This is a genomic window from Streptomyces durhamensis (genome assembly GCF_000725475.1).
Lineage (GTDB): Bacteria > Actinomycetota > Actinomycetes > Streptomycetales > Streptomycetaceae > Streptomyces > Streptomyces filipinensis.
In genome coordinates, this window is record NZ_JNXR01000056.1 from 1 (window position 1) to 24,178 (window position 24,178).

Annotated in this window: 24 protein-coding genes and 5 pseudogenes; 17 read left to right on the forward strand and 12 right to left on the reverse strand. The window is 68.9% G+C overall.

The window, feature by feature from the left end; all coding sequences use genetic code 11:
• Positions 1-922 precede the first annotated feature (922 nt).
• The 6 genes from IO33_RS50910 to IO33_RS0141315 all read left to right on the forward strand — a co-directional run bounded on the left by IO33_RS50910 (position 923) and on the right by IO33_RS0141315 (position 4,774).
• Complete coding sequence (locus tag IO33_RS50910; RefSeq protein ID WP_157858073.1) at positions 923-1,081, forward strand: hypothetical protein; 159 nt, start codon at positions 923-925, stop codon at positions 1,079-1,081.
• A 681-nt stretch (positions 1,082-1,762) separates the two neighbouring features.
• The gene (locus IO33_RS0141290; protein ID WP_031174240.1) at positions 1,763-1,969 is read left to right on the forward strand and encodes a cold-shock protein; all 207 of its coding nucleotides are present in this window, start codon (positions 1,763-1,765) and stop codon (positions 1,967-1,969) included.
• Between the two features lie 503 nt (positions 1,970-2,472).
• Positions 2,473-3,168, forward strand: a complete 696-nt coding sequence (locus IO33_RS48785) for a DUF4232 domain-containing protein (RefSeq protein ID WP_157858074.1) — start codon at positions 2,473-2,475, stop codon at positions 3,166-3,168.
• A gap of 518 nt (positions 3,169-3,686) precedes the next feature.
• Positions 3,687-4,019 (forward strand): hypothetical protein, encoded by a 333-nt coding sequence (locus tag IO33_RS53925; protein ID WP_209439016.1) that lies wholly within the window; start codon positions 3,687-3,689, stop codon positions 4,017-4,019.
• Positions 4,016-4,147 carry a hypothetical protein gene (locus IO33_RS53930; protein WP_342448405.1) on the forward strand — a complete coding sequence of 44 codons (132 nt, stop codon included), beginning with the start codon at positions 4,016-4,018 and terminating at the stop codon, positions 4,145-4,147. Before IO33_RS53925 ends, IO33_RS53930 begins: the two co-directional genes overlap by 4 nt.
• Positions 4,148-4,369: 222 nt before the next feature.
• A complete protein-coding gene (locus IO33_RS0141315) occupies positions 4,370-4,774 on the forward strand; it encodes a nuclear transport factor 2-like protein (protein ID WP_031174243.1) in 405 nt (134 codons plus the stop codon).
• Positions 4,775-4,838: 64 nt separating this feature from the next.
• Here the strand turns inward: IO33_RS0141315 and IO33_RS53260 are convergent.
• Positions 4,839-5,045: pseudogene (locus IO33_RS53260) on the reverse strand (transposase); the annotation flags it as partial.
• Between IO33_RS53260 and IO33_RS45215 the strand changes: the two are divergent.
• The 4 genes and pseudogenes from IO33_RS45215 to IO33_RS0141330 all read left to right on the forward strand — a co-directional run bounded on the left by IO33_RS45215 (position 5,010) and on the right by IO33_RS0141330 (position 7,249).
• Positions 5,010-5,219 carry a hypothetical protein gene (locus IO33_RS45215; protein ID WP_051927307.1) on the forward strand — a complete coding sequence of 70 codons (210 nt, stop codon included), beginning with the start codon at positions 5,010-5,012 and terminating at the stop codon, positions 5,217-5,219. The pseudogene IO33_RS53260 and the gene IO33_RS45215 sit on opposite strands and share 36 nt — an antisense overlap.
• A 333-nt stretch (positions 5,220-5,552) precedes the next feature.
• A pseudogene (locus IO33_RS45220) lies at positions 5,553-5,979 on the forward strand (restriction endonuclease).
• A gap of 2 nt (positions 5,980-5,981) precedes the next feature.
• Positions 5,982-6,539 carry a transposase gene (locus tag IO33_RS54370; RefSeq protein WP_157858075.1) on the forward strand — a complete coding sequence of 186 codons (558 nt, stop codon included), beginning with the start codon at positions 5,982-5,984 and terminating at the stop codon, positions 6,537-6,539.
• The gene (locus tag IO33_RS0141330) at positions 6,536-7,249 is read left to right on the forward strand and encodes a VOC family protein (protein ID WP_031174244.1); all 714 of its coding nucleotides are present in this window, start codon (positions 6,536-6,538) and stop codon (positions 7,247-7,249) included. The genes IO33_RS54370 and IO33_RS0141330 overlap by 4 nt, the downstream gene beginning before the upstream one ends.
• Positions 7,250-7,888: 639 nt before the next feature.
• On the opposite strand, the gene IO33_RS0141335 is transcribed toward IO33_RS0141330, so the two are convergent.
• Positions 7,889-8,350, reverse strand: coding sequence for a MarR family winged helix-turn-helix transcriptional regulator (locus IO33_RS0141335; protein ID WP_245236062.1), 462 nt, complete (start codon positions 8,348-8,350; stop codon positions 7,889-7,891).
• A 97-nt stretch (positions 8,351-8,447) separates the two neighbouring features.
• Here IO33_RS0141335 and IO33_RS0141340 point away from each other — a divergent pair, with 97 nt between their 5' ends.
• Positions 8,448-8,945 (forward strand): SgcJ/EcaC family oxidoreductase, encoded by a 498-nt coding sequence (locus IO33_RS0141340; RefSeq protein ID WP_051927305.1) that lies wholly within the window; start codon positions 8,448-8,450, stop codon positions 8,943-8,945.
• 83 nt (positions 8,946-9,028) lie between these two features.
• Positions 9,029-9,571 carry a heme-binding beta-barrel domain-containing protein gene (locus IO33_RS0141345; RefSeq protein ID WP_031174247.1) on the forward strand — a complete coding sequence of 181 codons (543 nt, stop codon included), beginning with the start codon at positions 9,029-9,031 and terminating at the stop codon, positions 9,569-9,571.
• Positions 9,572-9,769: 198 nt separating this feature from the next.
• Here the strand turns inward: IO33_RS0141345 and IO33_RS0141350 are convergent, their stop codons facing one another.
• Complete coding sequence (locus IO33_RS0141350) at positions 9,770-11,032, reverse strand: beta-ketoacyl-[acyl-carrier-protein] synthase family protein (RefSeq protein ID WP_037687346.1); 1,263 nt, start codon at positions 11,030-11,032, stop codon at positions 9,770-9,772.
• A gap of 67 nt (positions 11,033-11,099) precedes the next feature.
• On the opposite strand from IO33_RS0141350, the gene IO33_RS0141355 reads away from it, so the two are divergent.
• Both IO33_RS0141355 and IO33_RS51555 read left to right on the forward strand, forming a co-directional pair.
• Positions 11,100-11,723: a TetR/AcrR family transcriptional regulator C-terminal domain-containing protein gene (locus IO33_RS0141355; protein ID WP_031174249.1), complete on the forward strand. Its 624-nt coding sequence runs from the start codon at positions 11,100-11,102 to the stop codon at positions 11,721-11,723.
• A 238-nt stretch (positions 11,724-11,961) separates the two neighbouring features.
• Positions 11,962-12,135 (forward strand): hypothetical protein, encoded by a 174-nt coding sequence (locus tag IO33_RS51555; RefSeq protein WP_167349511.1) that lies wholly within the window; start codon positions 11,962-11,964, stop codon positions 12,133-12,135.
• A gap of 177 nt (positions 12,136-12,312) precedes the next feature.
• On the opposite strand, the pseudogene IO33_RS45225 reads toward IO33_RS51555, so the two are convergent.
• A pseudogene (locus IO33_RS45225) lies at positions 12,313-12,772 on the reverse strand (transposase family protein); the annotation flags it as partial.
• A 50-nt stretch (positions 12,773-12,822) separates the two neighbouring features.
• Complete coding sequence (locus IO33_RS0141370) at positions 12,823-13,494, reverse strand: hypothetical protein (protein WP_157858076.1); 672 nt, start codon at positions 13,492-13,494, stop codon at positions 12,823-12,825.
• 171 nt (positions 13,495-13,665) lie between these two features.
• On the opposite strand from IO33_RS0141370, the gene IO33_RS0141375 reads away from it, so the two are divergent.
• Entirely contained in the window at positions 13,666-14,199 is a 534-nt protein-coding gene (locus IO33_RS0141375) for a phosphoribosyltransferase family protein (RefSeq protein ID WP_031174251.1), read from the forward strand.
• A 36-nt stretch (positions 14,200-14,235) separates the two neighbouring features.
• On the opposite strand, the pseudogene IO33_RS46410 reads toward IO33_RS0141375, so the two are convergent.
• Positions 14,236-15,645, reverse strand: a pseudogene (locus tag IO33_RS46410) (NF041680 family putative transposase).
• 86 nt (positions 15,646-15,731) lie between these two features.
• Between IO33_RS46410 and IO33_RS45240 the strand changes: the two are divergent.
• A complete protein-coding gene (locus IO33_RS45240; protein ID WP_245236063.1) occupies positions 15,732-16,118 on the forward strand; it encodes a ferredoxin in 387 nt (128 codons plus the stop codon).
• Between the two features lie 224 nt (positions 16,119-16,342).
• Here the strand turns inward: IO33_RS45240 and IO33_RS0141390 are convergent, their stop codons facing one another.
• From IO33_RS0141390 to IO33_RS0141420, 6 genes are all read right to left on the reverse strand, one after another.
• Positions 16,343-16,783, reverse strand: a complete 441-nt coding sequence (locus tag IO33_RS0141390; protein ID WP_031174252.1) for a hypothetical protein — start codon at positions 16,781-16,783, stop codon at positions 16,343-16,345.
• Positions 16,784-17,714: 931 nt separating this feature from the next.
• The gene (locus IO33_RS0141400) at positions 17,715-19,106 is read right to left on the reverse strand and encodes an amidase (protein WP_031174253.1); all 1,392 of its coding nucleotides are present in this window, start codon (positions 19,104-19,106) and stop codon (positions 17,715-17,717) included.
• Positions 19,093-19,302 (reverse strand): hypothetical protein, encoded by a 210-nt coding sequence (locus IO33_RS0141405; RefSeq protein WP_031174254.1) that lies wholly within the window; start codon positions 19,300-19,302, stop codon positions 19,093-19,095. Before IO33_RS0141405 ends, IO33_RS0141400 begins: the two co-directional genes overlap by 14 nt.
• Positions 19,303-19,439: 137 nt before the next feature.
• Complete coding sequence (locus tag IO33_RS0141410) at positions 19,440-20,372, reverse strand: MBL fold metallo-hydrolase (protein ID WP_031174255.1); 933 nt, start codon at positions 20,370-20,372, stop codon at positions 19,440-19,442.
• A gap of 55 nt (positions 20,373-20,427) precedes the next feature.
• Positions 20,428-21,603, reverse strand: coding sequence for an MFS transporter (locus tag IO33_RS0141415; RefSeq protein ID WP_245236064.1), 1,176 nt, complete (start codon positions 21,601-21,603; stop codon positions 20,428-20,430).
• 126 nt (positions 21,604-21,729) lie between these two features.
• Entirely contained in the window at positions 21,730-22,308 is a 579-nt protein-coding gene (locus tag IO33_RS0141420) for a TetR/AcrR family transcriptional regulator (RefSeq protein WP_031174257.1), read from the reverse strand.
• A gap of 239 nt (positions 22,309-22,547) precedes the next feature.
• On the opposite strand from IO33_RS0141420, the pseudogene IO33_RS45245 reads away from it, so the two are divergent.
• A pseudogene (locus IO33_RS45245) lies at positions 22,548-23,757 on the forward strand (IS701 family transposase).
• Positions 23,758-24,178: the final 421 nt, after the last annotated feature.

The window sequence follows — 24,178 nt, forward strand, 5'->3', positions numbered from 1 at the left end:
AGCACAGTCCGCTGGGCATCCGTCACCGACAACGGCGGGATCTTCGGTCCACGGCGATTCACACCAAACCAACGACGAACCTCTGACTCAGGTCACTAGCACACTCCTACTACCGGGCACCGCTCGGCCGACCAACGGAATGGCCCTACCAGTAATGGCTGCTCGGCTGTTCCCCGAGGTCGCCAGCGGGCGAGCAGGCAGTCGCGGTAGGAGTCCTGCCGGCACAGGCCCAGTCCGGTGACGTTCCGGCGGACGTGGTCACTCCCTCCCCGGCCGATCCAGTGTCCGGCCGGATTTTTCCGTATCAAGGTCGTTCGTCCCGCTTCTCGCCGTGTCCGCTCGTTCCTCACGGACACGCCTGCGGTGCGAGCGCTCCACCCGGAACCTCTCCGCTGTTCAGGGCGACGAAGTCGGCATGGGCCTGTTTGACGACAGGGCCAACCAGGAGAGTTGGCGATGCACATCGTGGCCGGCTGCGCAGCGACAGACGAAGTGAGACCCCGACGGCTGTCCGGGCCCTGTGGACGCGCATCCAACGCCAGCGGACGGTCTTCATCTCTCCGGAGGGATTGATGCGGAGCGGACGTACTGCGGCCGGGGACTTGACCTCGTTGGTGTTGTGCGGGCGAAATTACCTGCCCTTCTTGCAGGTCCGAGTTGTTCCCGCGCTGGGAGGGTTCCGTCGACGCGCCATCATGGACCACTGGTGGGGCCTACGTTCTCAATAAGCAGGTCAGGGAATCGGCCCTGGGACTACCGCCACGAATGGGTGACTGCCCAGCCTGCCGGCCGCGCTCGGAGTTCGCGGAATCGCCCTACTTTCTGGGAGATACCAACTGAGCGGCCACCCGCCTCGTTTCCAGGCGCAGCGGGTGGCCGGTCGCCCACCGGACCCCTCGACAGGACGGGAGCAGAACCCAGTATGCCCGCACTCGACAAGCCCACCTTGATCCTGTTTCTCACCGTATTAGCCGCTGGCCTGGTGCTGATCCTCATCGGGCACGTGCCGGTGGTGGAGGCGGCCGGATATGTTGCGCCGTTCGTGGTTGTGATCGACAAGCTGAGCAACCGGCAGCACTGAGTCCTGGCACGGGAAGGCCCCGCACCCGAGCGCTGCGGTGCGGGGCCGACTGCGTTCCGGGTCGGTCGCGGCTGCTGGCCGGTGGTACGTGGGGACGATGTTCTGCAAGCACGTCGCCACGAAGATTCGCGCGAAGGCGCGTCCGATCCCCCTCGCTGGCCCGGGTCGATGTCCGGCATCGACACTCGCAGTTGGTGCACGCTCTCCACGGGGGCAACCGTATCGACAGAGGCCCCTCAAAGCCGTTTGCAGCCCCTGGTAGAACTCTTACCAGCACCACCATTCGGTCGCGCAGGTCCCCCTAGTGGACCGCGTCGCCGCCGGCACACCACCCGGAGACGAAGCCGTCATCCTGGGGAAGGTCGTCGCCGTCCTACAGACGCTCTGAGGCCGCGCACCGGCGAGATTGGCCGGCAATCACCCCGGTCCACCCCACCCGGCCGCTCGGCCTTCCACGCGGCGTACAGCGCCGGGTCACCAGTCCACCAGAGGCACCGCCCGCAGGACCCGTCGTTTCTCTCTGGCGTTGATCGAATGCGCGGTGTAGCGTCGCGGTGGTTGTCGTGGGTCAGCGTTGCTGCCCGTACCGCGAGGTACGGGCGTTTTGTTGTGCGGGCTGTGACCAGGGCGATCACTGCGGGTCTGCATGGTGTGGACCCGGTTCGACCGAGAGGTAGATGCATGGCCAGCGGGACCGTGAAGTGGTTCAACGCCGAGAAGGGTTTCGGTTTCATCCAGCAGGACGGCGGAGGCCCGGATGTCTTCGCGCACTACTCCAACATCAACTCTTCCGGCTTCCGTGAGCTGCAGGAAGGCCAGGCCGTGACCTTCGACGTCACGCAGGGCCAGAAGGGCCCGCAGGCGGAGAACATCACGGTCGTCGCCTGAGCGACGCCGTGTGCGTGGTCCCCGGCTCTGGCCGGGGACCACGCGTTTCGGCGGCCACGATGCACCTCCAGCCCTACGGCGAAGTCCGCCGCAACATGGGCAGACGGCCCAAGCTCGCCACACCGGAACCGGAGCCCGCCCCCCGTCCTCCGCACCCCAGCCACTGGCGGGTTACCTGGCACCTGGTCGGCCGCTCGCCCATGGCACCCCAGCCGGGGGCGATCGCCTGTGCAACACCCGCCCGCCCGGCAGCTCACCTGCGGCGATCAGGTTTAAGCCCGCGTTGTCCGCGGGACGGCCGACGGACGCCAGTCATGCGGCGGCGTCTCGCCGGGCGAGGATGCCGCTGGGCACCATGGCTGCTGCGCCGTTCAGGGCGCCTAGCGGCGTGACATAACAGTGAAATCGCTGGGACGCGTCCGGTACAACCGGCGCGGCACATGCGGCGTCATGAGTGTCACACGGCCAATAGGCCGCTCTGCGCAGCAAGAAGGGCAACCGCGATGTCATCTCCACTCACGCTCCGACGAGTATTCCTGGCCACCGCGCTCACCGGCGTCGTGGTGCTCGCCACCGGCTGCAGCGCGGGCTCAGCCACCTCCTCCGGAGGCACCGCTGCGGCCACGGCTTCCGGCGCGTCGGTCGCGACGGTGCCGACCGCGACAACGCCAGCCGCGACAACGCCGACCGCGGCCAACAGGGCTCAGGCCGGCCGTAGGGGCAGCAATACCCAGGCACAACCGGCCGGAACGACGCCCAGGCGCACCGCCGCCTGCCCGACCCGTTATCTGAAGGCCAGACCTGGTATCAGTCAGGGAACCGCCGGCAGCGTCTACCAGGTGATCGACTTCACCAACATCTCCCAGACCACCTGCACCCTGTACGGCTACCCCGGGGTGTCACTGGCCGGTGGCAGCCCGGTCCATCAGATTGGCCCGGCCGCCACACGGAACACCACCGCCCCACGCGCACTGGTGACGCTGGCACCGAGGGCCACTGGTAACGCGTTGCTGCGGATCACGGATGCAGGCAACTACCCTACGGCGCAGTGCCACCCGACCGCCGCGCAGTACCTGCAGGTCTACCCGCCGGGCCAGACGACCCCGATCTACGTCGCCTACAACTCGACGGCCTGCGCCGGGACGGTCGGCCTTTTGAGCGTCAGCGCGGTCCAGCCAGGCTCAGGAAGTGCGTCGTAGTACGCCGGACCGACGGCGGTGCTCCGGCCACCGGGCCACGGTGCGCTGCGTGCGGGTCATGATGACACCGGCCGCGGCGAGCTTGATGGCCCGGCTCCGCACCCGGGCCGGTCGCCGCTCGACCGACTTGCGGCTAGTTCCTGGGTGGCCCCGGTGATGAGCATGGCCTTGCACACCGCGTACTCCTCCCGCGAGGCGCCGTCCAGGATGACGGCCAGGGCCTCCCGCAGCGCGGTCTGGTGCTCTGGGCCGGGGAAGGGGAAGGGCCCCCAGGCCACCGTCCCCTGCTCGAAGCGGTACCGCTGGAAGGCGTCCTTCCCGAGGATCTCGAACAGCCGCCGCCGGTGCTCGCGGGCCCACCGCCGGTAGGCGTCCGGGAAGTGACGCAGCGCGAGGTGCAGGAAGTAGCCCCAGATGCCGACGAACGCCTACTCGAAGGCCGTGCGGTACACCGCGCGGGTGGCGCGTGAGGTCTTCAACGCAGTGCGCCGGTAACTTCCGGAGGGCAGAAGAGAGCCGTGGACGCTCCCGTCCACGGCTCTCTGTTGCTGCCCGCCCGACTGGCAGACCTGGCATGCACACCGGGTGCGGTCTCGCCGGCGGTGAGGCGGGCGAACCTGGCGTCGACGATCTGCTGCAAGGGCGGTTACACCGAGAACATTCGGCCGCCGGAGGCGATCACTCGGAAGGACGAGGCGGCGAACGCCGCCTCCTACGCCTACAAGGGCAGCCTCAAGGATGCCGAGTACGACCACCTCATTTCGCTTCAGCTCGGAGGCGACCCGAACGACTACCGCAACCTCTGGGTGGAGCCGGCCGACCCGGCTCACAAGCCGGGCTCGGGGGGGTGAACAACCTGAAGGATCCGGTGGAGACGAAGCTGCACACGGCCGTCTGCTCCGGGAAGGTCACCCCCGCCGCGCAGAACGCCATCGTCACCGACTGGACCACTGCCCTGTCCAAGTTGGGCCTGAACTGACCAGGTAGGGCAGCACCGGCACCGCAGTGGCCTAAAAACTCCTAACAGAATGGATCGAAGGTGGGGTGAGCCGGGTGACGATCTCTCGAAGCCGTTGCCACGGTGGACGGCTGTCGCCTGGGATCCGCCCAAAGGGAGGACTTGGCAGCCCATGTCTGCCCGACCGCGGGCCGGCTGTGGCCCGGGGTGCCTAGGCTGTCACCGCTACGGAAGGGCGGTGCCATGGATGAGGACTCCCGGACCAGGGCCGCGATCGAGGAGCATTGGCGGGCCTCGGAACGCGGGAACACCGATGTCGAGCACGCCATCTACGCCACGGACGCGATCCTGGACTACCCGCAGTCAGGTGAGCGGTTCCGGGGCCGCGCGACGATTTCGGCGCAACGCGGCGGACACCCGGCCGACCGCCACTTCACCGTCCAGCGGATCACCGGCCACGCGAATCTGTGGGTGAGCGAATGCGTGATCACCTACGACGGTGTGCCTTCGTACTCGGTGAGCATCATGGAATTCGCTGACCAGCACGTGGTGCACGAAACACAGTACTTCGCCGCCCCCTTCGGAGCGCCGCCCTGGCGAGCCGCGCTCGCAGAGCCGATGCCAGGCCGAACGATCGCTGGAACCTGATTCCTGGCCTCGTTCGGGTCAGCCGACTGATCAGCCTGTCACTTTGTTGAAGTTCTAGGGACTCCTATCGCGCTGATTTCAAGCGCCTCCAGCAGACGAGCGCGCATGCGAGGGTGAGGAAGGCTTCATGGATGTCGTCGCGGATCTCCCCGCGGATCCGCAGGCGACGGAACCAGTGCAGATGAGCGAACGCGCGCTCCACGACCCAGCGTTGGGTGCCGAGTCCGGAACCGTGATCGATGCCGCGGCGGGCTATCAGCGGTTTCACGCCATCGTCGTCTGGCGGCTGCGGCGGCCTACGCATTCCCGGAGCCGCTTCGACGAGAAGCTGACCGTCGTCATCGTCCTGGCGCTCGGCGTCCTGATCGCACCCACCCCGGCGGGCCAGGGGATCTTGAACATCTTGGGACAGCTGGCGAGCGGCGTCACCCAGGCCGGCCGATGAGCCTCCGCACACGTACAGGCTGGAGTGCGCCCGTCGGTGCGCACCGCGGTGCAGGGGTCTGGAGAGCGGGGGAGTGATGGCGGCACGTTGACGGCGCCGGCGCTTGAGGAAGCGGACGCGCAGGCAGCTACAGGGCTGGGGGGCGGTGGCGGCGGTGGCTGCCTCGGTGTGGGTCGCCGGGCACTGGTCGCTGGTGTGGCCTGTCCTGGTGGCCGTGCTCGCCGCGGCCGCGGTGGGCGGGGCTGGATGGGCGCTGTGGCGGGCGCATCGTCTCGCGGTCGGCCAGGACCGCGCGTGGCGAGCGCGGGAGGAGCCCGGGCGCGGGAGTTGTCGATGGCCGAGGTCGACGCGTTGTCGTGGCTGGACTTCGAGACGTACGTTGCCGATCTGTGCCGGCGGGACGGCTGCGCGAAGGTCGTCGTCAGTGGCAAGAGCGGCGACCTGGGCGCGGACGTCGTCGGTTATCTGGCCGACGGCCGCAAGCTGGTCGTGCAAGAAGTATGCGCCGCACCGCAGTGTCTCCTCGCAGGACATGCAGAAGTTCGTCGGTACCGCCCGCCTGGAACACGGCGCCGATGTCGCCTTGTTCGTCACCACCTGCCGTACGTTCACGAAGGCCGCACTGGGCCTGGCGCTGCGCCAGGACATCGTGGCTCTGCACCGCGACCTGCTGGTCGCCTGGGTCAAGGGCGCTCACCTGGAGACCCTGATCCCGCTGAATGGCTGCGGCGGCGGTACCAGGCGGCGCCCCTCTGCCTGACGGTGCCCCCAGCGAGGGACCGAGGCCGCTTCGCCCGCACCGACTGCCACGCCTGCCCCACCCAGGACAAGTGCACCACCTCAGCGCGCGGTATCCGCATCCTCAGCCTCCGCTCCCAGGAACTCCACGAGACCCTGGCCAGTGCCCGGGCCGAGCAGACCACCAAGACCTGGAAGACCAAGTACGCACTTCGCGCCGGTATCGAGGGCACCATCAACCAGGCCCTCGACGTCACCGGCCTGCGCAGGGCCCGTTACCGCCGCTTGCCGAAGGTCCGTCTCCAACACGCCTTCTCCGCCACCGCCGTCAACGTCATCCGCCTCGACGCCCACTGGAACCCCGGCCAACCCTCGTTCACGTCTCGGACCAGCAGACTCACCCGCCTCAGCCACCAACTCGCATCCCGAACCCCGAAGGGTGCAGCTCCGGCTAGCTCCGGGGCCGCGGAATACTCGGCTGCAACTGGGGCTGGCCCGCTCGTAGGATCCTCGTTCAAGGCGCTGACACGGCGCCCTGCCGACCGTTGGCACTCAACGGACCGAGGATGCGTGGCGCAATGAGCAGCCGACTCTTCGCGATCTCTTTCGACGCGCACCAGCCTGAGCGCCTGGCGCATTTTTGGTCCGGTGTCATGGGCTTGAAGAGAACCGACGATTCTTACGACGGCGTCGCCCTGCTGTCCGGGAATGACGCCGGCTACCGCCTCGGCTTCCGTCCTTCCCAAACGCAGAAGGCCGCCCAGAACCGGCTGCACTTCGACCTGACGAGCTCCTCCTTGGAGGACCAGCAGGAGACCGTGGCCAGGGCGCTCGCCTTCGGTGCGCAGCACGCTGACGTCGGCCAGGGACCGGACGCGTCCCATGTGGTACTCGCCGACCGCGAGGGCAACGAGTTCTGTGTCATCGAGCCGGACAACAATTTCCTCGCCGGCTGCGGCTTCATCGGAGCGCTCGCCTGCGATGGTTCGCAGACCGTGGGCTACTTCTGGAGCGAGGCGCTGGGCTGGCCGCTGGTCTGGGACCAGGACGAGGAGACCGCCATCCAGTCACCGAACGGCGGTACGAAGATCACGTGGGGTGGTCCGCCGCTCATGCCGGATCCGGGCAAGGACCTGCACTTCGACCTCGCACCGGACGACGATCAGCAAGCGGAGGTCGAGCGCCTGCTCTCCCTCGGGGCGAAGCGTCTCGACTCCGACCACGGCGGGGACGGCGCAGTGCTGCTGGCCGACCCCGACGGCAACGAGTTTCGCGTGCTCACGCGCCGGTGAAGCGGGAGCCGCGGTAGGCGGTTGCTGCTGCGAGGAGCACGGCAGAGAGTCGGGTAAGCCCACGTCACCCCAACGAGCAGCTCAACGCGTCCCGCGAGGAGAGAGCCACACCCAACCCTGAATTAAGCAGCAGAGTCGTCGGTTCCTCTGCGGCCGTAGGGGGCGAACGCGCCTGGTCCGAAGATCCGAAGAGATGACACCGCTCATGCAGGGGAGCCGGAGCCTGTTGTCCACGTCGCGGACCGTGCTTCAGGCGCCCGTTGCCCGTCGGTGGGTCCGCCCAGGGTGGGCGGCTCGGCCGGCGTGAGAATCATGGCGACCAGGTGGTCGAGCGCGGCTGAGGAGCCGGGGTCGTGGAGTCGTGTCTCGGGGGCGAGGGTGGGTGCGGTCCGGCGTAGTTCGAGCCAGCCGAGGTAGGCGGCGTAGGCGGCGAGAAGTGATCGGCGTCGACCATGACCACGGCCGTGTCGTCACCGTTACGGCGCAGGATTTGCCTGGCGCGGGCGGAGTATGCGTCCCGGCACATCAGCCCGGTGAGCGGGTCGTACGGTATCGCGGCGAGCCACTTGTGCGGCGCGATGGCGTGCACGGTCCAGCCGGTCAACGACAAGAAGGGCCGGAGGCGATGGCGCGCCGCCGTCAGCTGCCGTCCGCGCTGCGCAACTGCTCGGCGGCGACCTGGTAGGCAGTGGCGGCGCGGGTGAAGTAGTCGAAGAGGACGTCAAGTTGCTCGGGAGAGTAGTCGCCGAGGATCTCGCCGATCTTCTGGCGGGCGGGTGCCATGACACGGTCGAGGCCGGCGGGTTCGCCGACTGGTTCGACGATGACCTTGCGCCGGTCCTCGGGGGAGGGGGAGCGGCGTACGTAGCCGGCTTGCTCCAGGCGGTCGATGAGGCGGGTGGTCGGTCCAGTGGTGAGGCCGGTGCGGGTGCCCAGTTCACCGGGGGTCATTGGCCCGGTCAGCTGAAGGATGTTCAGTGCGTACAGGTCGGTGGCGCCAAGCTCGCAGGCCCTGGCGCTGGCGTGGCCGTGGAGCATCACGGCGCTGAGGTAACGGCGGTAGATCTGGCTGGCGTCGGCTCGCATGGCAGGCGTTGACACGGGCTTCCTCACTCCATAATCTCTTCTTTAAAGAAGAGAAATCTTCAAGGCAGTATCTTCTCTACAGAAGCTATCATCATCGCGCCGAAGGACCACCATGACCGCACACCTGAACCCCGCCAACCCCCTCGACCCGGCCCGCACCACGGACGCCGAGGCCGTCCATACCCTGCTGGAGCGCAGTTGCGCGGCCTGGGCGAACGGTGACGGCGCCGCGTACGGCGCGCAGTTCACGGCGGACGCCACCGATGTCACTTACGTCGGCACCGCCTACCACGGCGGTACGGAGATCGGCCGCGCCCACCAAGCCCTGTTCGACAGCTTCCTCAAGGGCACCCGGCTGATCCTCGAGATCACCGACCTGCGCTTCTACGGCACCGACACCGCCGTGGTCGTCACACGCGGCGACGTACGCAAAGGCGGCCCGAAGGCCGACGACGATCTGGCCAAGCTCGGCAAGCTCGCCACGTACACGGTCATCCGCGAGGCCGACGGAGGGTGGCGCATCGCCTCCGTCCAGAAGACGCAGCGCAAGCCGCTGATGGAGGCGCTCTCCTTCCGCTTCCAACCCGCCACCCGCCCCGCCACGCGCTGAACACAGGGGTGACCGCCCTGCCCGTCGCCGAGGAGATGGGCGCCTAGGCTTTCACCGGCACCGGCAACCTAAGGAGCGCGAACGTGTACGACCCCGCACCGGAGCACCCGTACCCCGACGCCCACGGCCCGGACGAAGCGCCCACACCGCACGCACTGCTCGAGCCCGTGCTCGGGTTCCTGGGCACATGGCACGGCCGGGGCCAAGGGGGATACCCGACGCTCGCCGGAGACTTCACCTACGCCCAGGAGGTCACCTTCAGCCACGACGGCCGTCCCTTCCTCCGCTACGAGGCCCGGGCCTGGCTGCTCGACGCCGAAAGCGCACCGTTGCGCCCGGCGGCTCGGGAGAGCGGATGGTGGCGGCTTCAGCCCGACGGCCGGGTGGAGGCACTGATCACCCAGCCCACCGGCATCGCCGAGATCGCGGTCGGCCAGGCGGCACAGGACACGGTCGATCTCTCCACGCACAAGGTGGCCCTCACTCCCACGGCCAAGGAGGTCAATGCCACCCGCCGCCGCTACACCCTGACCGACAGCGACACACTCACGTTCGTCCACGACCTGGCGGCGGTCGGCCAGCCGTTGCAGCACCATCTCTCGGCAACCCTGCGACGCGCGCGGTAGGTCATACCGTCCGTCGAGCAGTGATCGTCCGCGGCTCTTGATTGGTCTTGCCGTTGGAGTCGATGAACTTCCGTCGTTCAGACCGAGGGCGGCCAAATGGCGGGTGACCGTGCGTGGCGACATGCGCGATCGGACGAGTCTTGCAACGTTCGACCAATCGGCGGCGCCCCTCTACAGACAATGGTGCGTTCGCGTGGGTCATGATGTGGTCGACACTGTACGGGACGCGTGGTGCCGTGTGCCGGTGACGATGAGTGAGACGTTCTGCCCACCGAAGCCGAAGGAGTTGCTGAGCACGGCCTCCTGGGGGACGTCTCGTCGCTCTGCGACGACATCGAGATCGATGTCGGGACCGACGCCGGCCGCGGTGATGTTGCGGGTCGGCGGGATGACGCTGTGCTCCACACTGAGGACGGCGATGAGGGCCTCGATCGCGCCGGCGGCGCCAAAGAGATGACCAAGCGCCGCCTTGGGGGCCGTCACGGTGGCATGGCCGAAGACCTCCCTGATCGCGTGCGCCTCAGCGACGTCGCCGACCGGCGTTCCGGTGGCGTGGGCGTTGATGTGGCTGATCTGCTCGGGAGCCAAGCCGGCTTGCGCGAGGGCCTTCCGCATGGCCGAGATCTGACCGGAGCCGTCGGCGGCGGGCGCCGTGATGTGGTGAGCGTCGGCGGCGATGCCGGCGCCCGCGAGTACCGCGTGGACGCGCGCGCCTCGGGCGCTGGCGTGCTCGGCGCTTTCGAGCACCATGACAGCGGCGCCTTCACTGAGGACGAATCCGCTGCGGTCCGCGGCGAACGGCCGTGATGCTGAGGCGGGTTCGCCGGTGTACCGCGACAGTGCTTGTGCCTGAGCGAAGCCGGCGACGGTGATGGGTGTGATCGCGGCCTCGGTCCCGCCCGCGATGACCACGTCCGCCTCACCGGCACGGATGAGCCTGGCTCCCAGGGCGATCGCCTCGGCACCGGAGGAGCACGCCGAGACAGGCGTGTAGACCCCGGCCCGCGCGCCGTATTCGATGCTGATCAGCGCCGCCGCCGCATTGGGCATGAGCATGGGGACCGTGCGTGGCGAGACGCGCCGCGTCCCGGCCGCCTCCAACACGTCGTCTTCCTTCAGCAGCGTCCGTACGCCCCCGATGCCCGTGCCGATCGATGATGTGAGCCGGTCCGGATCGACCCGCGGGGCACCGGCATCGGCCCAGGCTTCCGCCGCCGCGGTGAGGGCTGCCTGCTGCGAGCGGTCGAGCCGCCTGGCCTGCACGGGCGGCAGCGACTCGGCGGGGTCGATCGCCATCATCCCCGCGACGGTGTCGCGAAGGCCGATGTCCTCTTGGCCTCGCAGGACACCGCCGCGGATGCCGGACTCGCCGACAAGCAGGGCTGTCCAGGTGGACTCCACGTCTCCACCGAGTGGTGTGATCGCGCCGAGTCCGGTCACGACGACTTCAGTCCGGTGCATGCCCTTGGACCTTTCTTGTATGCGATACAAGTCGATGAAGCTTTGTTGTATCACATACAATTCGGGTGTGGAGAAGAAGCGGACTGAAGCTCGGTCAACGTCGGCTCGCTCGCGTGATCGCGGTCGCGCGACGAAGCGCCGGCTGGTTGAGGCAACTGCACAGCTCTGCAAGGAGCGGCCCGGCGCCGAGGTGAGCGTCGCGGAGATCGCGAACGCGGCAGGCGTCTTCCCCAATCAGGTCACCTACTACTTCGGCTCCAAGGACTCGCTGCTCGTGCACGCCGCCTTTCTCGGCCTGCTGCACGACGCCCGACGCATTGAGCGCATCGGTCGCCAAGCCCCCGATGCGGCGACATTTCGACGCAACATCGCCCGCGCCGTACTGGCCATGCCCTCGCTCCCGTCAGTCGCGCGAGCACTCGCCGCCGGGATCTCCAAGCCCGAACTCGCCCCCGTGGTCGACCAGCACCTCCAGTTGCTGTTCCGGCAATCCGAGCGCTTCGTGAGCCAGCTCGTCGACAGTCGCGGCTGGCGGACCCGTCGACCGCTCGAGGTGGAGGCAAGGACCTTCTGGAGCACCGCGCTCGGCGCAGTGCTGCTCGTCCGCGCCGGCGCACACGGGACTGTCGCCGACCTCGACCTCGCCGGAGCACTGACCATCCACGACGAACCCGAACCCGAGCCCGGCTAGCTCAGTCGAACGGTCCTGCGGCGACGATGTGCGCCGTTCCCGCTCGACGGTGGCCTTGTCACGCTCGGCACGAGCGCCATCGCCGACGAACTCCACTGTTGCGGCTAGCTAGGGTGTGTCCGATAGGTCCAGCGGCAGGGGACGTTCCGGATGCTGTCACGGATCGTGATGCTTCAGGGTGCGGCGGTTACAGCTGGATGCGAACCTGGGCTTACCCCCACTCAAGGAGTGAATCCCCATGGGCATCAAGGATGAGATGCATCAGAAGGCGCAGCAGGCCAAGGAGAAGGCGGAGCAGGCCAAGCGGCAGGCGCAGCAGAGGAGCGAGCAGGCGCAGGACAAGGCCCGCCAACAGCAGCAGGAGCGTAGGCAGCAGTCGGTGGACGACATCCAGGACGACCTCGACCAGTGACGTCCAGGGCGCCACAGCGATAGCCAGCATCTTCAAGGGCCGGCCCTTCATACCCAAGCCTCCTACACCGAACTTGTGGTGAGGGAGGCTTGGGCGTGCTGCTGTCCTTTTGGACCGGCGCCGGCCCATCGGACAGGCTCCAGGCCGTGTCCGGTGGGTCGTGTAACGCTCTCATCAGCGGTTGCCAGCGACTGGTTGGCCGATCACGACAATGAGCCGGGTGTCGGCGTCGATGACGACCTGGTGGTTGGTGGAGTACCTGTAGTTCTTGGGCTGCTCGACGATGGTGTGATCGCGAGTGGGGACCAGGGTTCCGTCCACGATCAGCACGGTGCCCTTGCGGAACCGCTTGCGTTGCTGGAGCGCGAGCGAGGCCCGAGATGGTCGATGATGCGGTCGGCAGCCGACTTCGAGACTCCGAACAGCGGGGCGAGGTGCCGCAAGGTCAGGTTCCTCCGCCAGTACGTGGCGACCAGCAAAACCCGGTCCTCCAAGGCAGGCTCCACGGTCGTCCTCTACGGACCGCATCCGCTCCTTCACGGCGCAGCGCGGTGATCGGCTTGCCGAACTGACGCAGGTTCAGCCCAGTCAACGGGGCTATCCAGGAAGGGTTCGACGCTGTGATCACACCAGACACAACAAGATCTTTTCACGCACTGCACCCGTGCTGGCCTGCGGTAGTTGCAGTTAGGAGGAGGAGTATCTCTGCGGCTCAGCAGCCCTGAGCAGGCACTCGCGGTCGGCCGCGCTGATCAGTCCGTCTGGAAGAGTCTCGGCCTCCAACAACGCGCGGAGCGCAGGAGCGTGGGCGGCGAAGGCGGCCCTGCACCATTCCCGTTCCGGGTGATCGCATTCGTTGCCGAGCAGCAGGACCCGGCGTTCGTTGTCCGCGTCGACAGGTTGAGACAGCTCTGCGGCAACGACCAAGAGGTCGACCAGGCCGGAGCGCACCGCGATGTCAGGGAGAGCTGCCAGGCGGATCAGGAAGGGCAGGGCGGCCGACAACGCCGGGCTCACGTGAAACACACTGTTCATCAAGACGTTGTCCAGCACGCGCAGGGCCTCGGGGCCGGCTACCTGATCGAGGAGACCACGGAGCAGGGCCGGGAGCTCGGCAGGGCACCCGGGGATCTGCGACCAAGCGACATCGGTGCAGCCCACAAGCGCGGGGTGGCCGTATTCAGCTTGCTCTGTCTCCGGGTACTCGCGGAGGAACCGAGCGACGGCAGCCTCCTTGGCCGCCGCATCCACTACGCACATCCTCTGCCCCTGCCCCAGCTCGCACGACATCACCCCGAAGGACGTCCGCCGGATGAGACTCTTCCCGGGGCGAGCGTCGAAGGCAAGCGCCGAGGTCAACAGCTGATGCTTCCTGCCCTGGGGGTAGGGGCGTGACAGCCTGCACCGCATTCCGGGACAGCCCTGAGCTTGTTCTTCATCTACGGCTCAGGTTGATGTCGTGAGAGCCAGGATGCCGGTGTGGTCGTTAATGGTTTGCTGCGTGGGTCGGCGATCGGAAGACTTCCGCCCATGCCTTCGACTGCACGTGAGCTGGTGCTTGAACACTTCCGGTGGATCGGTGGTCACGCGGACGTGTGGGCGATCTTTCGGGATGCCACGGCACTGGCCGCGGTGGTCGCCGCTCTCGTCGAACCGTTCCGGGATGAGCAGATCACGGCAGTCTGTGGGATCGAGTCGCGGGGATTCCTTCTGGGCGGTGCCGCGGCCGTCGAGCTCGGCGCCGGTTTCGTTCCCATCCGCAAGGGCGAGGGCCTCTTCCCAGGCGACAAAGTTGTGCGTCAGTCGTCTGCCGACTACCGACGCCTTCGTCATACGCTGCGACTCCAGCGATCGTCGCTGGGGCCGGGAGACCGTGTGCTGCTGGTTGATGACTGGATTGAGAGCGGTAGCCAGGCTGCGGCTGCCCAGAGCATGGTCGAGGAGTGCGGGTCCACCTGGGTGGGATGCAGTGTCATCGTTGATCAGCTCACCGGTGCGCCGAAGAACGCCCTCGGCACTGTTCGAGGGCTGTTGACTGCGCAAGAACTCCCACCGTGCCGATAGAGATCAAGCTGAGCTCAGCTTGATCTACCAAGATCTTCAAGGTTTGCCGATGGTCTTGAGGGTCTCGGGGCGTTTGACGCACTTGCCGACGTCGTAGCGGGGTGCCCGGTGTTTGTTCTTGGCGCCGGGTGGCCGTCCAGGGCCAGCGCCTCGGGGTTTGGGAACATGGGCCGGGCAGCCGAGGTGGGCGCGGATGTTCCTGAACCCGCGGCGGACTCGGGCCGGGGTGAGTCGGTCGGAGGTGGTGGGTTTCTCCCAGGGCCGGCGGAGATCGCTGGCCAGCGGCCGGGCGAGCCGGGGCTGGGTGTGAGCGACGATCAGGAGCCAGGTCCATCGGTCCGCCGCCTCGGGAGTGCGGAGTTCCGGGGTGGTCCATCCGAGGGTCTGCTTCGCGAAGCGGAAGGGGTGCTCCAGATCGAAGCGGCGGAGAAATGCCTGCCAGGAACGGTCCACGTCGTCCGGGGTGGCGCCGGTCTTGGACGACCACAACCACACCGGCGGGGCATCCCGGTCCTTCGACGGATGCTCGACCCTTCGATCGCATCAACCTCTCTTCGACCAGCGGCAGTTCACCGTCATGGTCGAGCCAGGAGGAGCGGTGGGTGAGCCGTGGATGGACCCGGTCCCATGCCTGGGTCTCAGGCTTGCCGTAGTTGGTGGTGTAGGGGACCGTGGTGATCGCGGGCTCGGGCCAGGTCTCCGGCCTGGTGAAGCGGAACTCCGGACCATGCTTGGGCGGCCTGCCGTTGACGCCGCGCATCCTCGGTGGCTTCGGCAGACGCATCACGCGGTCGGAGCGGACCCGGCCGACGAGCTCGACCGGCAGGTCACGCAGGACCCAGGCCAAGCGCGTGACGTCGTAACCGGCGTCGACGCGATAACGATATGCGGGTCCCCGGTCTGCCACTGGCCTGCGGCGATGAGCCGTTCAACGACTCCTCGGAGCTGGGCGGCGGTGACTGCGGTCGCGTCGTCCGCAGGGCCGAGCCGGACCGTGTCCGGGATCGCGGTCCAGGAGGTGGCGCCTGGCTCCAACGCGGCCACGAAGGAGTAGGGCCAGCCCGGGATGAACTGTGATGCTGTCTTCGCGCGGCCGTAGACGTGGCAGAACAGCCGCTCTGCTGAGCATGGCGCGTCCGAGCGGAGCCACGGCGACACGTCGACCGCCAGGACCAGGCGCCCGCCGTCGAAACGCGGCAGTGGGAGCCCCGCCAGCGCCGCCCGCAGCTGGCCGAGATTGATCCGGCCGTGGTTCAGGCCGCCGTACATCGCTCCGTGCCCGCGCCGATGCTCAGGCAGCAGTGTCAAGTCCACCGGGGACTTCACCGCACCGTCCGCACACAGCACCGCGTCTACCCACTCGGACAACGCGTCGCGCCGGGCGGTCAGACACTCGTAGAACAAGGCCGCCCCACGTCCGGCGAATCCCCAGGTGAGGCGACTCAGTTCGAGAACCCGTTCGAGGCCGGAAGATGAAGAACAAGCTGAGGCCGTGTCCGGTGAATCGTTCGGCACGTGGCTAACCTTCTGCCGTGGGCCTCTACTTCGATCCGGTGCCTCTGCTCGACGATGCGCGCGGAGCGTTCCTGGGGCAGTGGTCGGAGCGAAAGTGGCTCAACGTGCCCGGACCGTTCTACGGGGCCGAAACCGACAACTGTGGCACGGGCCGTATCCACGCCCCAGAGCTCGTGCTCTACGAGGCCGACTACTTCACCGAGTACGTGTACCGCCAGCCCCGAACGCCGGCGGAGCTTCAGCAGCTGGTCGATGCAGCGGAGGCTGAGGCCTTCTCCGGCTACGGCTGTGACGGGCGACACCCACTGGACGCCGGCAGCGGTCCGGGAATGGTGGCGCGATCGAGGGCATATCAGGGAGTATCTGGCGAATCGGCGCGCCGACTGGGAGGCCGACGACGCTAAGGCAGGGCAAGGTGTGGCCGCCGCTGCCTTGAAGTACGCCGCCTACCTCGACGGCGAGCTGGCATCGCACCTCCGCGTCTATCTCTTCTGGCTTGAGGAGCGACGCTCTCCCACAGTTGCGGACCGGCTGCCGCAGCTCTGACGGCGGCGGCGCATCAGTCGCGGAGCCAGAGACGCATCGCGGCAACGGGCACAGTGCCGTGGAAGACGTAGGCGGACACGGCCTAGAGGGCGTTAGGGGGCAGCAGGTGCGGGGCGCGGATGCGGAGGATGCCGAAGACCTCGTCCTTCGCCGGCCCCCGCAGTTCCGCCATGAAGGCGGGGTCCACGTGGCCCGTCCTGGCCCAGATTCCGCCGAGGGACTCCGCGCACGTCTGGGCCAGCACGCTGGTGAAGTCCTCGGCGCGAATGGTCCGGATCAGGCCCGACTCGACGAGCGGGCCGGAGAAGTCCTCCAGATACATCGCTGCGTCGTCCTTTTCATCCTCGCGTGCCACGGGGTCGTCGAGGATTCCGACGAGCAGAACCGCCCGCTCCTCGGGCGAGATCTCCGCCCGGCCCCCCGCCGCATCCTCGGGCGAGGTCACCGCCCGGCTCTCCAGCGAGGTCTCATCCGTGGTGCGGGGCCGCCCCCTTCTGAACAGCCCCTCCAGCCAAGTCCTCATCTACAACAGATCCCCGATCCCGTCCCGTATGCCCTCGCCGATGCCGCTGACGACCACGCCACCTCCCAAGTTCCCGTCGACCACGGGCCCGACCGGGCCGGGACAGTCCCGAGGGCCGCCCCGAACCTGGCGCCGTAACCCGCGCCCGCGAGGCCGCCCGCCGGGCTGACACCGTCGTGGATGGCCGTCTGGGCCTCCTCGGGCGGCCGCCACATCGCAGACGTCGCAGGCGACGGTCGCAGCGATCAGCAGCCTGCCGCCAACCTTGGCGGTCAACCTTGCCAGATCGATGGTGCCGCGCGGCGCCCACGGCGCGTCCAAGGGGATGCTTCGTACCCAGCCATTAAAGATCTCTAGCGGTCGTTGCCATGGCAGAGGGCATCTGACCAGTGCAGGACATGCTCGACGGAGGTGGACCGGGGGTGGGCGAGGCGGGTGACCAGGAGTCTGATGTCGGCGAGGTTGAGGTGGATGAGCGGGGAGGATCCGTTTCTGCTTTCTCCGTGTCGAGTTCGCGGCCAGCAGGACGGTGATTGCGTAGCGGGGACGCATTGTTGCGTCCCCGCTACCTGACCTGGCCGCCAAAGGACAGGTCGGGTTCGATCACTGCCAGGTCCGGTACTTCACCTCCTGGCACCGCCACGCCACCCTTGCCATGCTCGTCCTGAGTTGTCCTGGCCTTCGTCGTGGCCGAAGCCACCACGACTCCCGCAGAGCCCGGCCTCTCACCGATCGACCTCACCGCCAACGAGATCCGCCGCCTGATGAACGCGCTGGTCCCCGGCCTGCCCCGCGCACCCGCTCAGGTCCTGCACTGGTCGCTATGGTGCCGGACGCACCAGGGACGGGCCCGCATAGGTACTACCAGCGCCGACTTGCCAAACTGATCCCGAAGTATGGCTGGAGTGCCAGGGCGCGCTCGTGCGCCAGCTCAGGCCACCGTGGCGAGTTCCCGGGCCGGCTGCGTCTGCTCGTAGGCGTGGCCGACCCGCAGGAGTGTGGGCTCGCCGAGGGGACGGCCGAGCAGTTGCATGCCGATCGGCATGCCGGCCGGGTCGTGGCCGACCGGGACGGTCAGGGCGGGCACCCCGGTGATGTTGGCGGGGGCGGAGAGGCGCACGTAGGCGTCGGAGACGCCCTCGACCGTGCCGTCGGGCCAGGTGACCGTCGCCTCGTCGGCGCCGACCGCGGTCATCGGCACACTCGGCGCGGCGATCACGTCGACCTGATCCAGCAGCCGGGCCCACTCGGCGCGCATGAGCGTGCGGGCGCGTTGCGCGCGTACGTAGTCCCCGGCGCTCATCAACTCGCTTGCCTCCAGGAGGATGCGGACGTCCTCTTGGTACAGCTCGGGGACCGTGCGCAGGCTGCTCTCGTGGTAGGCCCCGGCCTCCGGCACCATCAGACCCCACTGGGTGGCCTGGATGTAGCGGGTCATCGGGATGTCGACCTCGACGACCCGTGCGCCCAGGGTTTCCAGCTGCCCGATGGCGTTCCGAACGGCGGTCTCCACGCGCGGGTCGACGTTGTCGAAGTAGTAGGTGCGCGGCAGGCCGATGCGCAGCCCCGTCAGGTCCGTGCTGTCACCGGGCCGGTAGTCCGTGGCGGGTACGGACCGCGACGCGGGGTCACGCGGATCGTGTCCGGCGAGCGCGGTCAGGACCAGGGCGGCGTCCTCGACGGTGCGGGTGATCGGGCCGACGTGGTCGAGCGACCAGGACAGGGAGGTGACGCCGTGTCGGGAGACGAGACCATAGGTCGGCTTGAGGCCGACGACCCCGTTGAGCGCGGCGGGCACCCGGATCGACCCGCCGGTGTCGGTGCCCAGTGCGAAGGTCGCGGTGCCGGATGCGACGGCGACCGCGGATCCGCCGCTGGAGCCACCGGCGACCCGGCCGTGGTCCCAGGCGTTGCGGGTCTGCGGAGTGGTCAGGCCGAACGCGAACTCGTGGGTGTGGGTCTTGCCGAGCAGGATGGCGCCGGCCTCGCTCAGACGCGCGGCGACCGTGCTGTCCGCCGTCGCGCGGTGGTCGGCGCGCACCCGGGAGCTGGCCGTGGTGGCCATCCCGCCGACGTCGATCAGGTCCTTGAGGCCCATCGGTATACCGTGCAGCGGTCCCCGGTAACGGCCGTGCGCCGCTTCATATTCGGCCTCGCTCGCCGCCCGGTGTGCCTCCTCCGCGGTGACCGTGACGTAGGCGCCGAGGTGCGGTTCCACTTTCTCGATGCGATCGAGGACGGAGTCGACCAGTTCGACGGGGGAAAGTCGCCGGGCACGGATCGCGTCCGCGGCGGCGGCGAGGGACAGCTCATACGGCTGCATCGTGCGACTCCTGTCCGGTGTGGTACGCGGCGGCGGGCGGGACGTCCGCGAAGTCCAGCTCGCGCAGGACCGCGACGACGCCGTGGATGTGGTTGGCGACGGCGGCGACCGCGGCGTGGCGTTCGGCGGGCAGCACCAGCCCGGCGCGGGCGGCCCAGCGGGCGGCCTCCGGCGGTGTGAGTTCGACGGTGGACATGGATGTTCTCCTTCTCGGTCGAGGTGGGAGCGGCGGAGTAACCGAGGCCGTAAAGGCCAATAATTTGCTTTAGGTAGCTGCAGGCGCCGCCGATGCTCGGGGCCCCGCGGGGCGGCCGGGCGGCACCGGCCGCGTGATCAGGCCTCGGTGGCCGGGATCTCGCCGCCGTGCTCGGCGAGCAGCCGGTAGCGGCCGTGCTCCCGGCGGACGGTGCCGGCCGTGGGCCGCGGGAAATGGGTGCCCAGGAGCAGCGCGTCGGTGTCCGTCACACGGTCAAGCAGCCGGGCGCGGGTGCGGATCGCCTGGGCGGGGTCGATGTCGACGCAGCTGTGCACGTGGGGGTGGGACAGCTGCACGGGATGGTGGATGCTGTCGCCGGTGATCAGCGCCCGCCGCTCACTGCCGCGCAGTTCGACGGCGACCTGCCCCGGTGTGTGGCCCGGGGCGGGGACCAGGAGGACGCCCGGCGCCACCTCGTGCCCCTGCTCGGGCACGTCCACGAGGTCGTACTGTCCGGCGTCTCGGACGGGATGGACGGAGTCGCGGAACATCTGGGTGCGGGCCTCGTCCAGGTCGGTGGCGGCCCAGTGGTCCCATTCGGTGCGGCTGGTGAGGTATCGGGAGTTGGGAAAGGTGGGGACCCAGTCCTCGCCGGCGAGGCGGGTGTTCCAGCCGACGTGGTCGGTGTGCAGGTGCGTGGTGATCACCAGGTCCACGGACTCGGGCGGGAAGCCGGCCGCCGCCAGGCGCTGCAGGAAGTCGGTGTCGAGACCGTTCCAGGCCGGGTTGGCGCGGGTCTTGCCGTTGCCGATGCCGGTGTCCACGACGATCCGCAGCCCACCGGCCTCCACCGCGAAGCTGTGGCTCGCCAGCCGCGGGACGTCGGCGTCGGCGAAGTCGGGCCGCAGCCACGACGCTTCGTCCAGCACCTCCCTGGTGGCGTCCGGCAGCAACCAGGGTCCGGTCTGGCGAGGCAGCTCGATCTCGTCGACGCGGCGCACGGCGATGTCACCGAGGCTCCATCCGGTGGTGGTGAGGGGGGTGCTCTGACGGGGCGTGGTGGTGCTCATCGGTGGGTCCTTCCGAGTGGGCGGGGTAGGGGCGTGCGGGGCGGGCGGCACCCGGTCAGGTGGTGCGGGGCCTCCGCACGGCGCGGGTGAGGCCGGTCAGGGCCAGCAGGGCGACGGTCACGACGTAGAGCGAGATGGCGGTCTGCAGGCCGTACAGGTTGGTCAGCAGGCCGGCGAGGACGGCGGGGATGCTCATGGCCAGGTAGCTGAGGACGTAGTAGGCGGCGAGCGTGCCGGCGCGTTCGGCCGGGGCGGCCAGGGGCAGCAGCAGGCGCAGAGCTGCCTGGGTGACGGCGCCGAAGCCCGCGCCCGCCACCGCGGCGCCGGCGAACAACGGGAGCAGGCTGTGCAGTTGGGGGCCGCTCAGGGTCAGCAGGGCTCCCGGGATCAGCAGCGCGGCGCCGGCGAGGCTCACGGTGCGGGCGGGCAGCGCCCGGGCGGCGTGGCCGGCGAGGCCGGCCGCAGCCGTCATGGTGAAGAAGACCAGGCCGCCGGTGGCGCGGGCGGCGTGCGGGGCGATGAGCCGGGCGAGCGAGGGGCCCAGGGAGGAGTAGAAGCCGCCCAGGGCCCAGGCGGCGACGATGCCGGGCGTGGCGAGGGCGAGGGCCGGCCGGGAGGCGGGGGCGACGGCGACGGCGGGGCGCAGTGAGCGACGGGCGCCGGGGTGGGGGTGGGCCGTCTCGGGGGTGAGCAGGGTTGCGGCGGCCTGCGCGGTGAAGAGCAGGAGCAGCAGCAGGTAGACGGTGCGGGTGGGGGCGGGGGCGTACTGGACGAGGGCGGTGGCGGCCAGCACGCCGAGCGCCATGCCGGCCACGGGGGTGATGCCGTTGGCGGCCGTTGCCCGGCCGGGGCGGCGGGGGTCCTCGAAGTCGAGCAGGGCGGCTCCGGCGGCGCTGGTGGCCACGCCGGTGGCCAGGCCCTGCAGGATCCGGGCGGCGATCAACGCGGGCACCCCCTGGGCGGTGGCGAAGACGGCCATCGCGACGGCCTCGGCCAGCAGCGCCCCGGCGAGGACCGGGCGTCGGCCGAGGTGGTCCGAGAGCGTTCCGGCGGTCAGCAGTGCCAGCAGCAGGGAGAGCGCGTAGGTGCTGAACACGACGGTGAGCGTCATGGCCGAGAAGTGCCAGGCGGCCTGGTAGAGCGCGTAGAGCGGGGTCGGTGCGCTGGACGCGGCCAGCAGGGCGACCAGGACCGAGGCGTGCAGCGGGAAGGCGCCGCGGCGGCTCAGCACGGGCAGGGGGCGGGGCGGGACGGCAGGGCGGTGACGCTGGTCATGGAAGCACCTCTAAGCCTTAAGGCAAATGTTTTGCATTAAGCACTCTAGGCGCCCCGAGCCCCATGACGCAAATTATTAGCTTTAAGGTGCCGGAGGGGGCCCGGCACTGCCGAGCGCCGCCGCGACCAGGCGGGCGGTGTAGGCCTCGGACAGGTCCGAGGGGCGGAACAGGATCCGGTACATCAGAGGGGCGACGACGACGTCCAGCAGGGTCTCCACACCGGGCACGGCCTCCCCTCGCCCGGCCGCGCGCACGCCGACGGCCTTCAACTGCTCGGCGGCGTAGTCGGAGCAACGGACCGCGTTGCCCTGCTCGGGGTCGCCCAGCAGGGCGTCGCGGATGTACGTGCGGCCCGCCGTCGAGGACATCTCCTCGGCGAACTGCACGGCCCACGCCTCCAGGTCCGCCCGCAGGCTGCCGTGATCGGCCGGCGGGGCGTCGGGGCGCAACCGCTCGACGGCCACGTCGGACAGCAGTTCCCGCAGGTCCCCCCAGCGCCGGTAGATGGTGGACGGCGTCACTCCAGCACGGGCGGCGATCAGCGGCACGGTGAGCGCATCCCGCCCCACCTCCGCCTCCAGATCACGGACGGCCTGGTGCACGGACTGCTGGACGCGGGCGCTGCGCCCGCCGGGGCGTGTGGTCGCTCGGGAACTCATGCATACAGCTTAATGCGAAGAAATTGCGTCTGCCGGAACGGTCGGCCAGAACGGCCAGGGCTAGCCGCCTGCGGCTGCGCCATCCCTGCGAGGGCCGGCGGCTGCCAGGAGTAGTGCCGTCCGGGGTGATTTCCACGAGGGTGGCCCCGCTGCGGAGCGGCACCGCTTTGGCGCAGGGGTGGCCTAGTACTGCAACGGTGTTGCTGTGACGGGTGGGCAGGTCGGTCGTTGGTGTGGTCATGGGTGGGGACGGTATTGCTGATGTCAGGTTGTGGGCCGGGGAACTGGACGCGGTGCACGGGCGGTTCGTGCACCGGTTCAACCGGGAAGAACCGTGGCAGTCGGCGCTCGCTTACATGCGGGGGGCTGATCGCTCCGTTGGAGCGGAAGAACGGCTGGACGCTCGCGGAGGAAGCGGGCCACGCGGGTCCTGACCGCATCCACCGGCTGCTGAACCGGATCGAGTGGGATGCCGACGAGGTCCTGGACGACGTACGCGGCTACGTCGTGGAGCACCTCGGGGACCGGGACGCCGTTCTGATCATCGATGACACCGGCTTCCTGAAGAAGGGTGTCCGCTCGGCGGGCGTGCAGCGGCAGTACTCCGGGACCGCCGGACGCACCGAGAACAGCCAGATCGGTGTGTTCCTCGCCTACGCCACCCATCGTGGACGCACGCTGGTAGACCGTCGCTTGTATCTGCCCACGTCATGGACGGATGACCGGGACAGGTGCCGGCATCGACGACAGCGTCGCCCTTGGCCACGAAGGCGGAATGGCCAAGGCGATGGTCCGCCGGGCACTCGCGGACGGGATGCCGTTCGGGTGGGTGACGGCTGATGCGGGCTACGGCTACAGCAAGGGCTGGCGCTTCGAACTGGAACAGGCCGATGTCTTCCACGTGATGGCCACCACGCGGCACGACACCGTCGTCACCCGCTGGTCCATCGACCATCCCGTCCACGACCTGTTCCCGCACCTGCCACGGCAGAAGTCGAAGCGCCGTTCGTGCGGCCAGGGCGCCCACGGCCCGCGGGTTCACGACTGGGCTCGCGTCGAGGTCCGGCCGTGGCACCGTGAGGACCGCCGGCACTGGGCCATCGCCCGCCGCAGCGTCCGCCGGCCCGAGGAGATCTCCTACTACATTGCCTACTGCCCCGCCGACACCACGCTCGACGAGCTGATCCGCGTCGCGGGCAGCCGGTGGGCCGTGGAGGAGTGCTTCCAGAGCGCGAAGCAGGAATGCGGCCTGGACGACTACCAGGTCCGCCGCTGCCCCGGCTGGCACCGCCACATGACCCTGGCCATGGCCGCCCACGCCGCCCTGACCGTCGTGCGGTGTCCACCGCGACGGCGTGGGCGGCTAAGGCCGCGAAGACCTCAATGAGTCGTTCTCCCACTGCCACGCCGATGTCCCAGGAGTGCAGCCGCTCTCGGCGGCGATCCTGACGCCACGGCTCCTGGTCCAGCAGTGGCAGCAGGACGCGACCCAGGTATGCAGGCGGGGTACGAGTATGAAAGAAGCCGGGCGCTGATCCAGCGAAGCAGGTGAGGGAGGGTCAGGGAGTGCTGAAGAGGGCTTTTTACCACTTAGTGGCGATCGTGGCGGCCACAGTGATCACGTTAGGCTTCCTGTGGGCCGTAGGAAAGATCCACTTTCCTACCCATCGTCCTGGCAGCTCGACGAAGCCGTACACCCCGCCGAACGATCCCTTCTGGCCCCCGATCCCCACACCCCCAACGCCCCCTGCTGATCCGTTTCCACCGGTCTACCTCTTAGAGCTCCTAACGGAATGCGGTTCGCAGGCGGCGCCAGCAGATCAGCGAGCAGGCGAGCTTGAGGAACGCCTCGTGGATGTCGTCGCGGATC

Bases quoted from the DNA above. Each gene is read 5' to 3' on its own strand.
- IO33_RS50910 (WP_157858073.1), top strand. From the start codon at position 923: ATGCCCGCACTCGACAAGCCCACCTTGATCCTGTTTCTCACCGTATTA.
- IO33_RS0141290 (WP_031174240.1), top strand. From the start codon at position 1,763: ATGGCCAGCGGGACCGTGAAGTGGTTCAACGCCGAGAAGGGTTTCGGT.
- IO33_RS48785 (WP_157858074.1), top strand. From the start codon at position 2,473: ATGTCATCTCCACTCACGCTCCGACGAGTATTCCTGGCCACCGCGCTC.
- IO33_RS0141315 (WP_031174243.1), top strand. From the start codon at position 4,370: ATGGATGAGGACTCCCGGACCAGGGCCGCGATCGAGGAGCATTGGCGG.
- IO33_RS0141330 (WP_031174244.1), top strand. From the start codon at position 6,536: ATGAGCAGCCGACTCTTCGCGATCTCTTTCGACGCGCACCAGCCTGAG.
- IO33_RS0141340 (WP_051927305.1), top strand. From the start codon at position 8,448: ATGACCGCACACCTGAACCCCGCCAACCCCCTCGACCCGGCCCGCACC.
- IO33_RS0141350 (WP_037687346.1), bottom strand. From the start codon at position 11,032: ATGCACCGGACTGAAGTCGTCGTGACCGGACTCGGCGCGATCACACCA.
- IO33_RS51555 (WP_167349511.1), top strand. From the start codon at position 11,962: ATGGGCATCAAGGATGAGATGCATCAGAAGGCGCAGCAGGCCAAGGAG.
- IO33_RS0141375 (WP_031174251.1), top strand. From the start codon at position 13,666: ATGCCTTCGACTGCACGTGAGCTGGTGCTTGAACACTTCCGGTGGATC.
- IO33_RS0141390 (WP_031174252.1), bottom strand. From the start codon at position 16,783: ATGAGGACTTGGCTGGAGGGGCTGTTCAGAAGGGGGCGGCCCCGCACC.
- IO33_RS0141400 (WP_031174253.1), bottom strand. From the start codon at position 19,106: ATGCAGCCGTATGAGCTGTCCCTCGCCGCCGCCGCGGACGCGATCCGT.
- IO33_RS0141405 (WP_031174254.1), bottom strand. From the start codon at position 19,302: ATGTCCACCGTCGAACTCACACCGCCGGAGGCCGCCCGCTGGGCCGCC.
- IO33_RS0141410 (WP_031174255.1), bottom strand. From the start codon at position 20,372: ATGAGCACCACCACGCCCCGTCAGAGCACCCCCCTCACCACCACCGGA.
- IO33_RS0141420 (WP_031174257.1), bottom strand. From the start codon at position 22,308: ATGAGTTCCCGAGCGACCACACGCCCCGGCGGGCGCAGCGCCCGCGTC.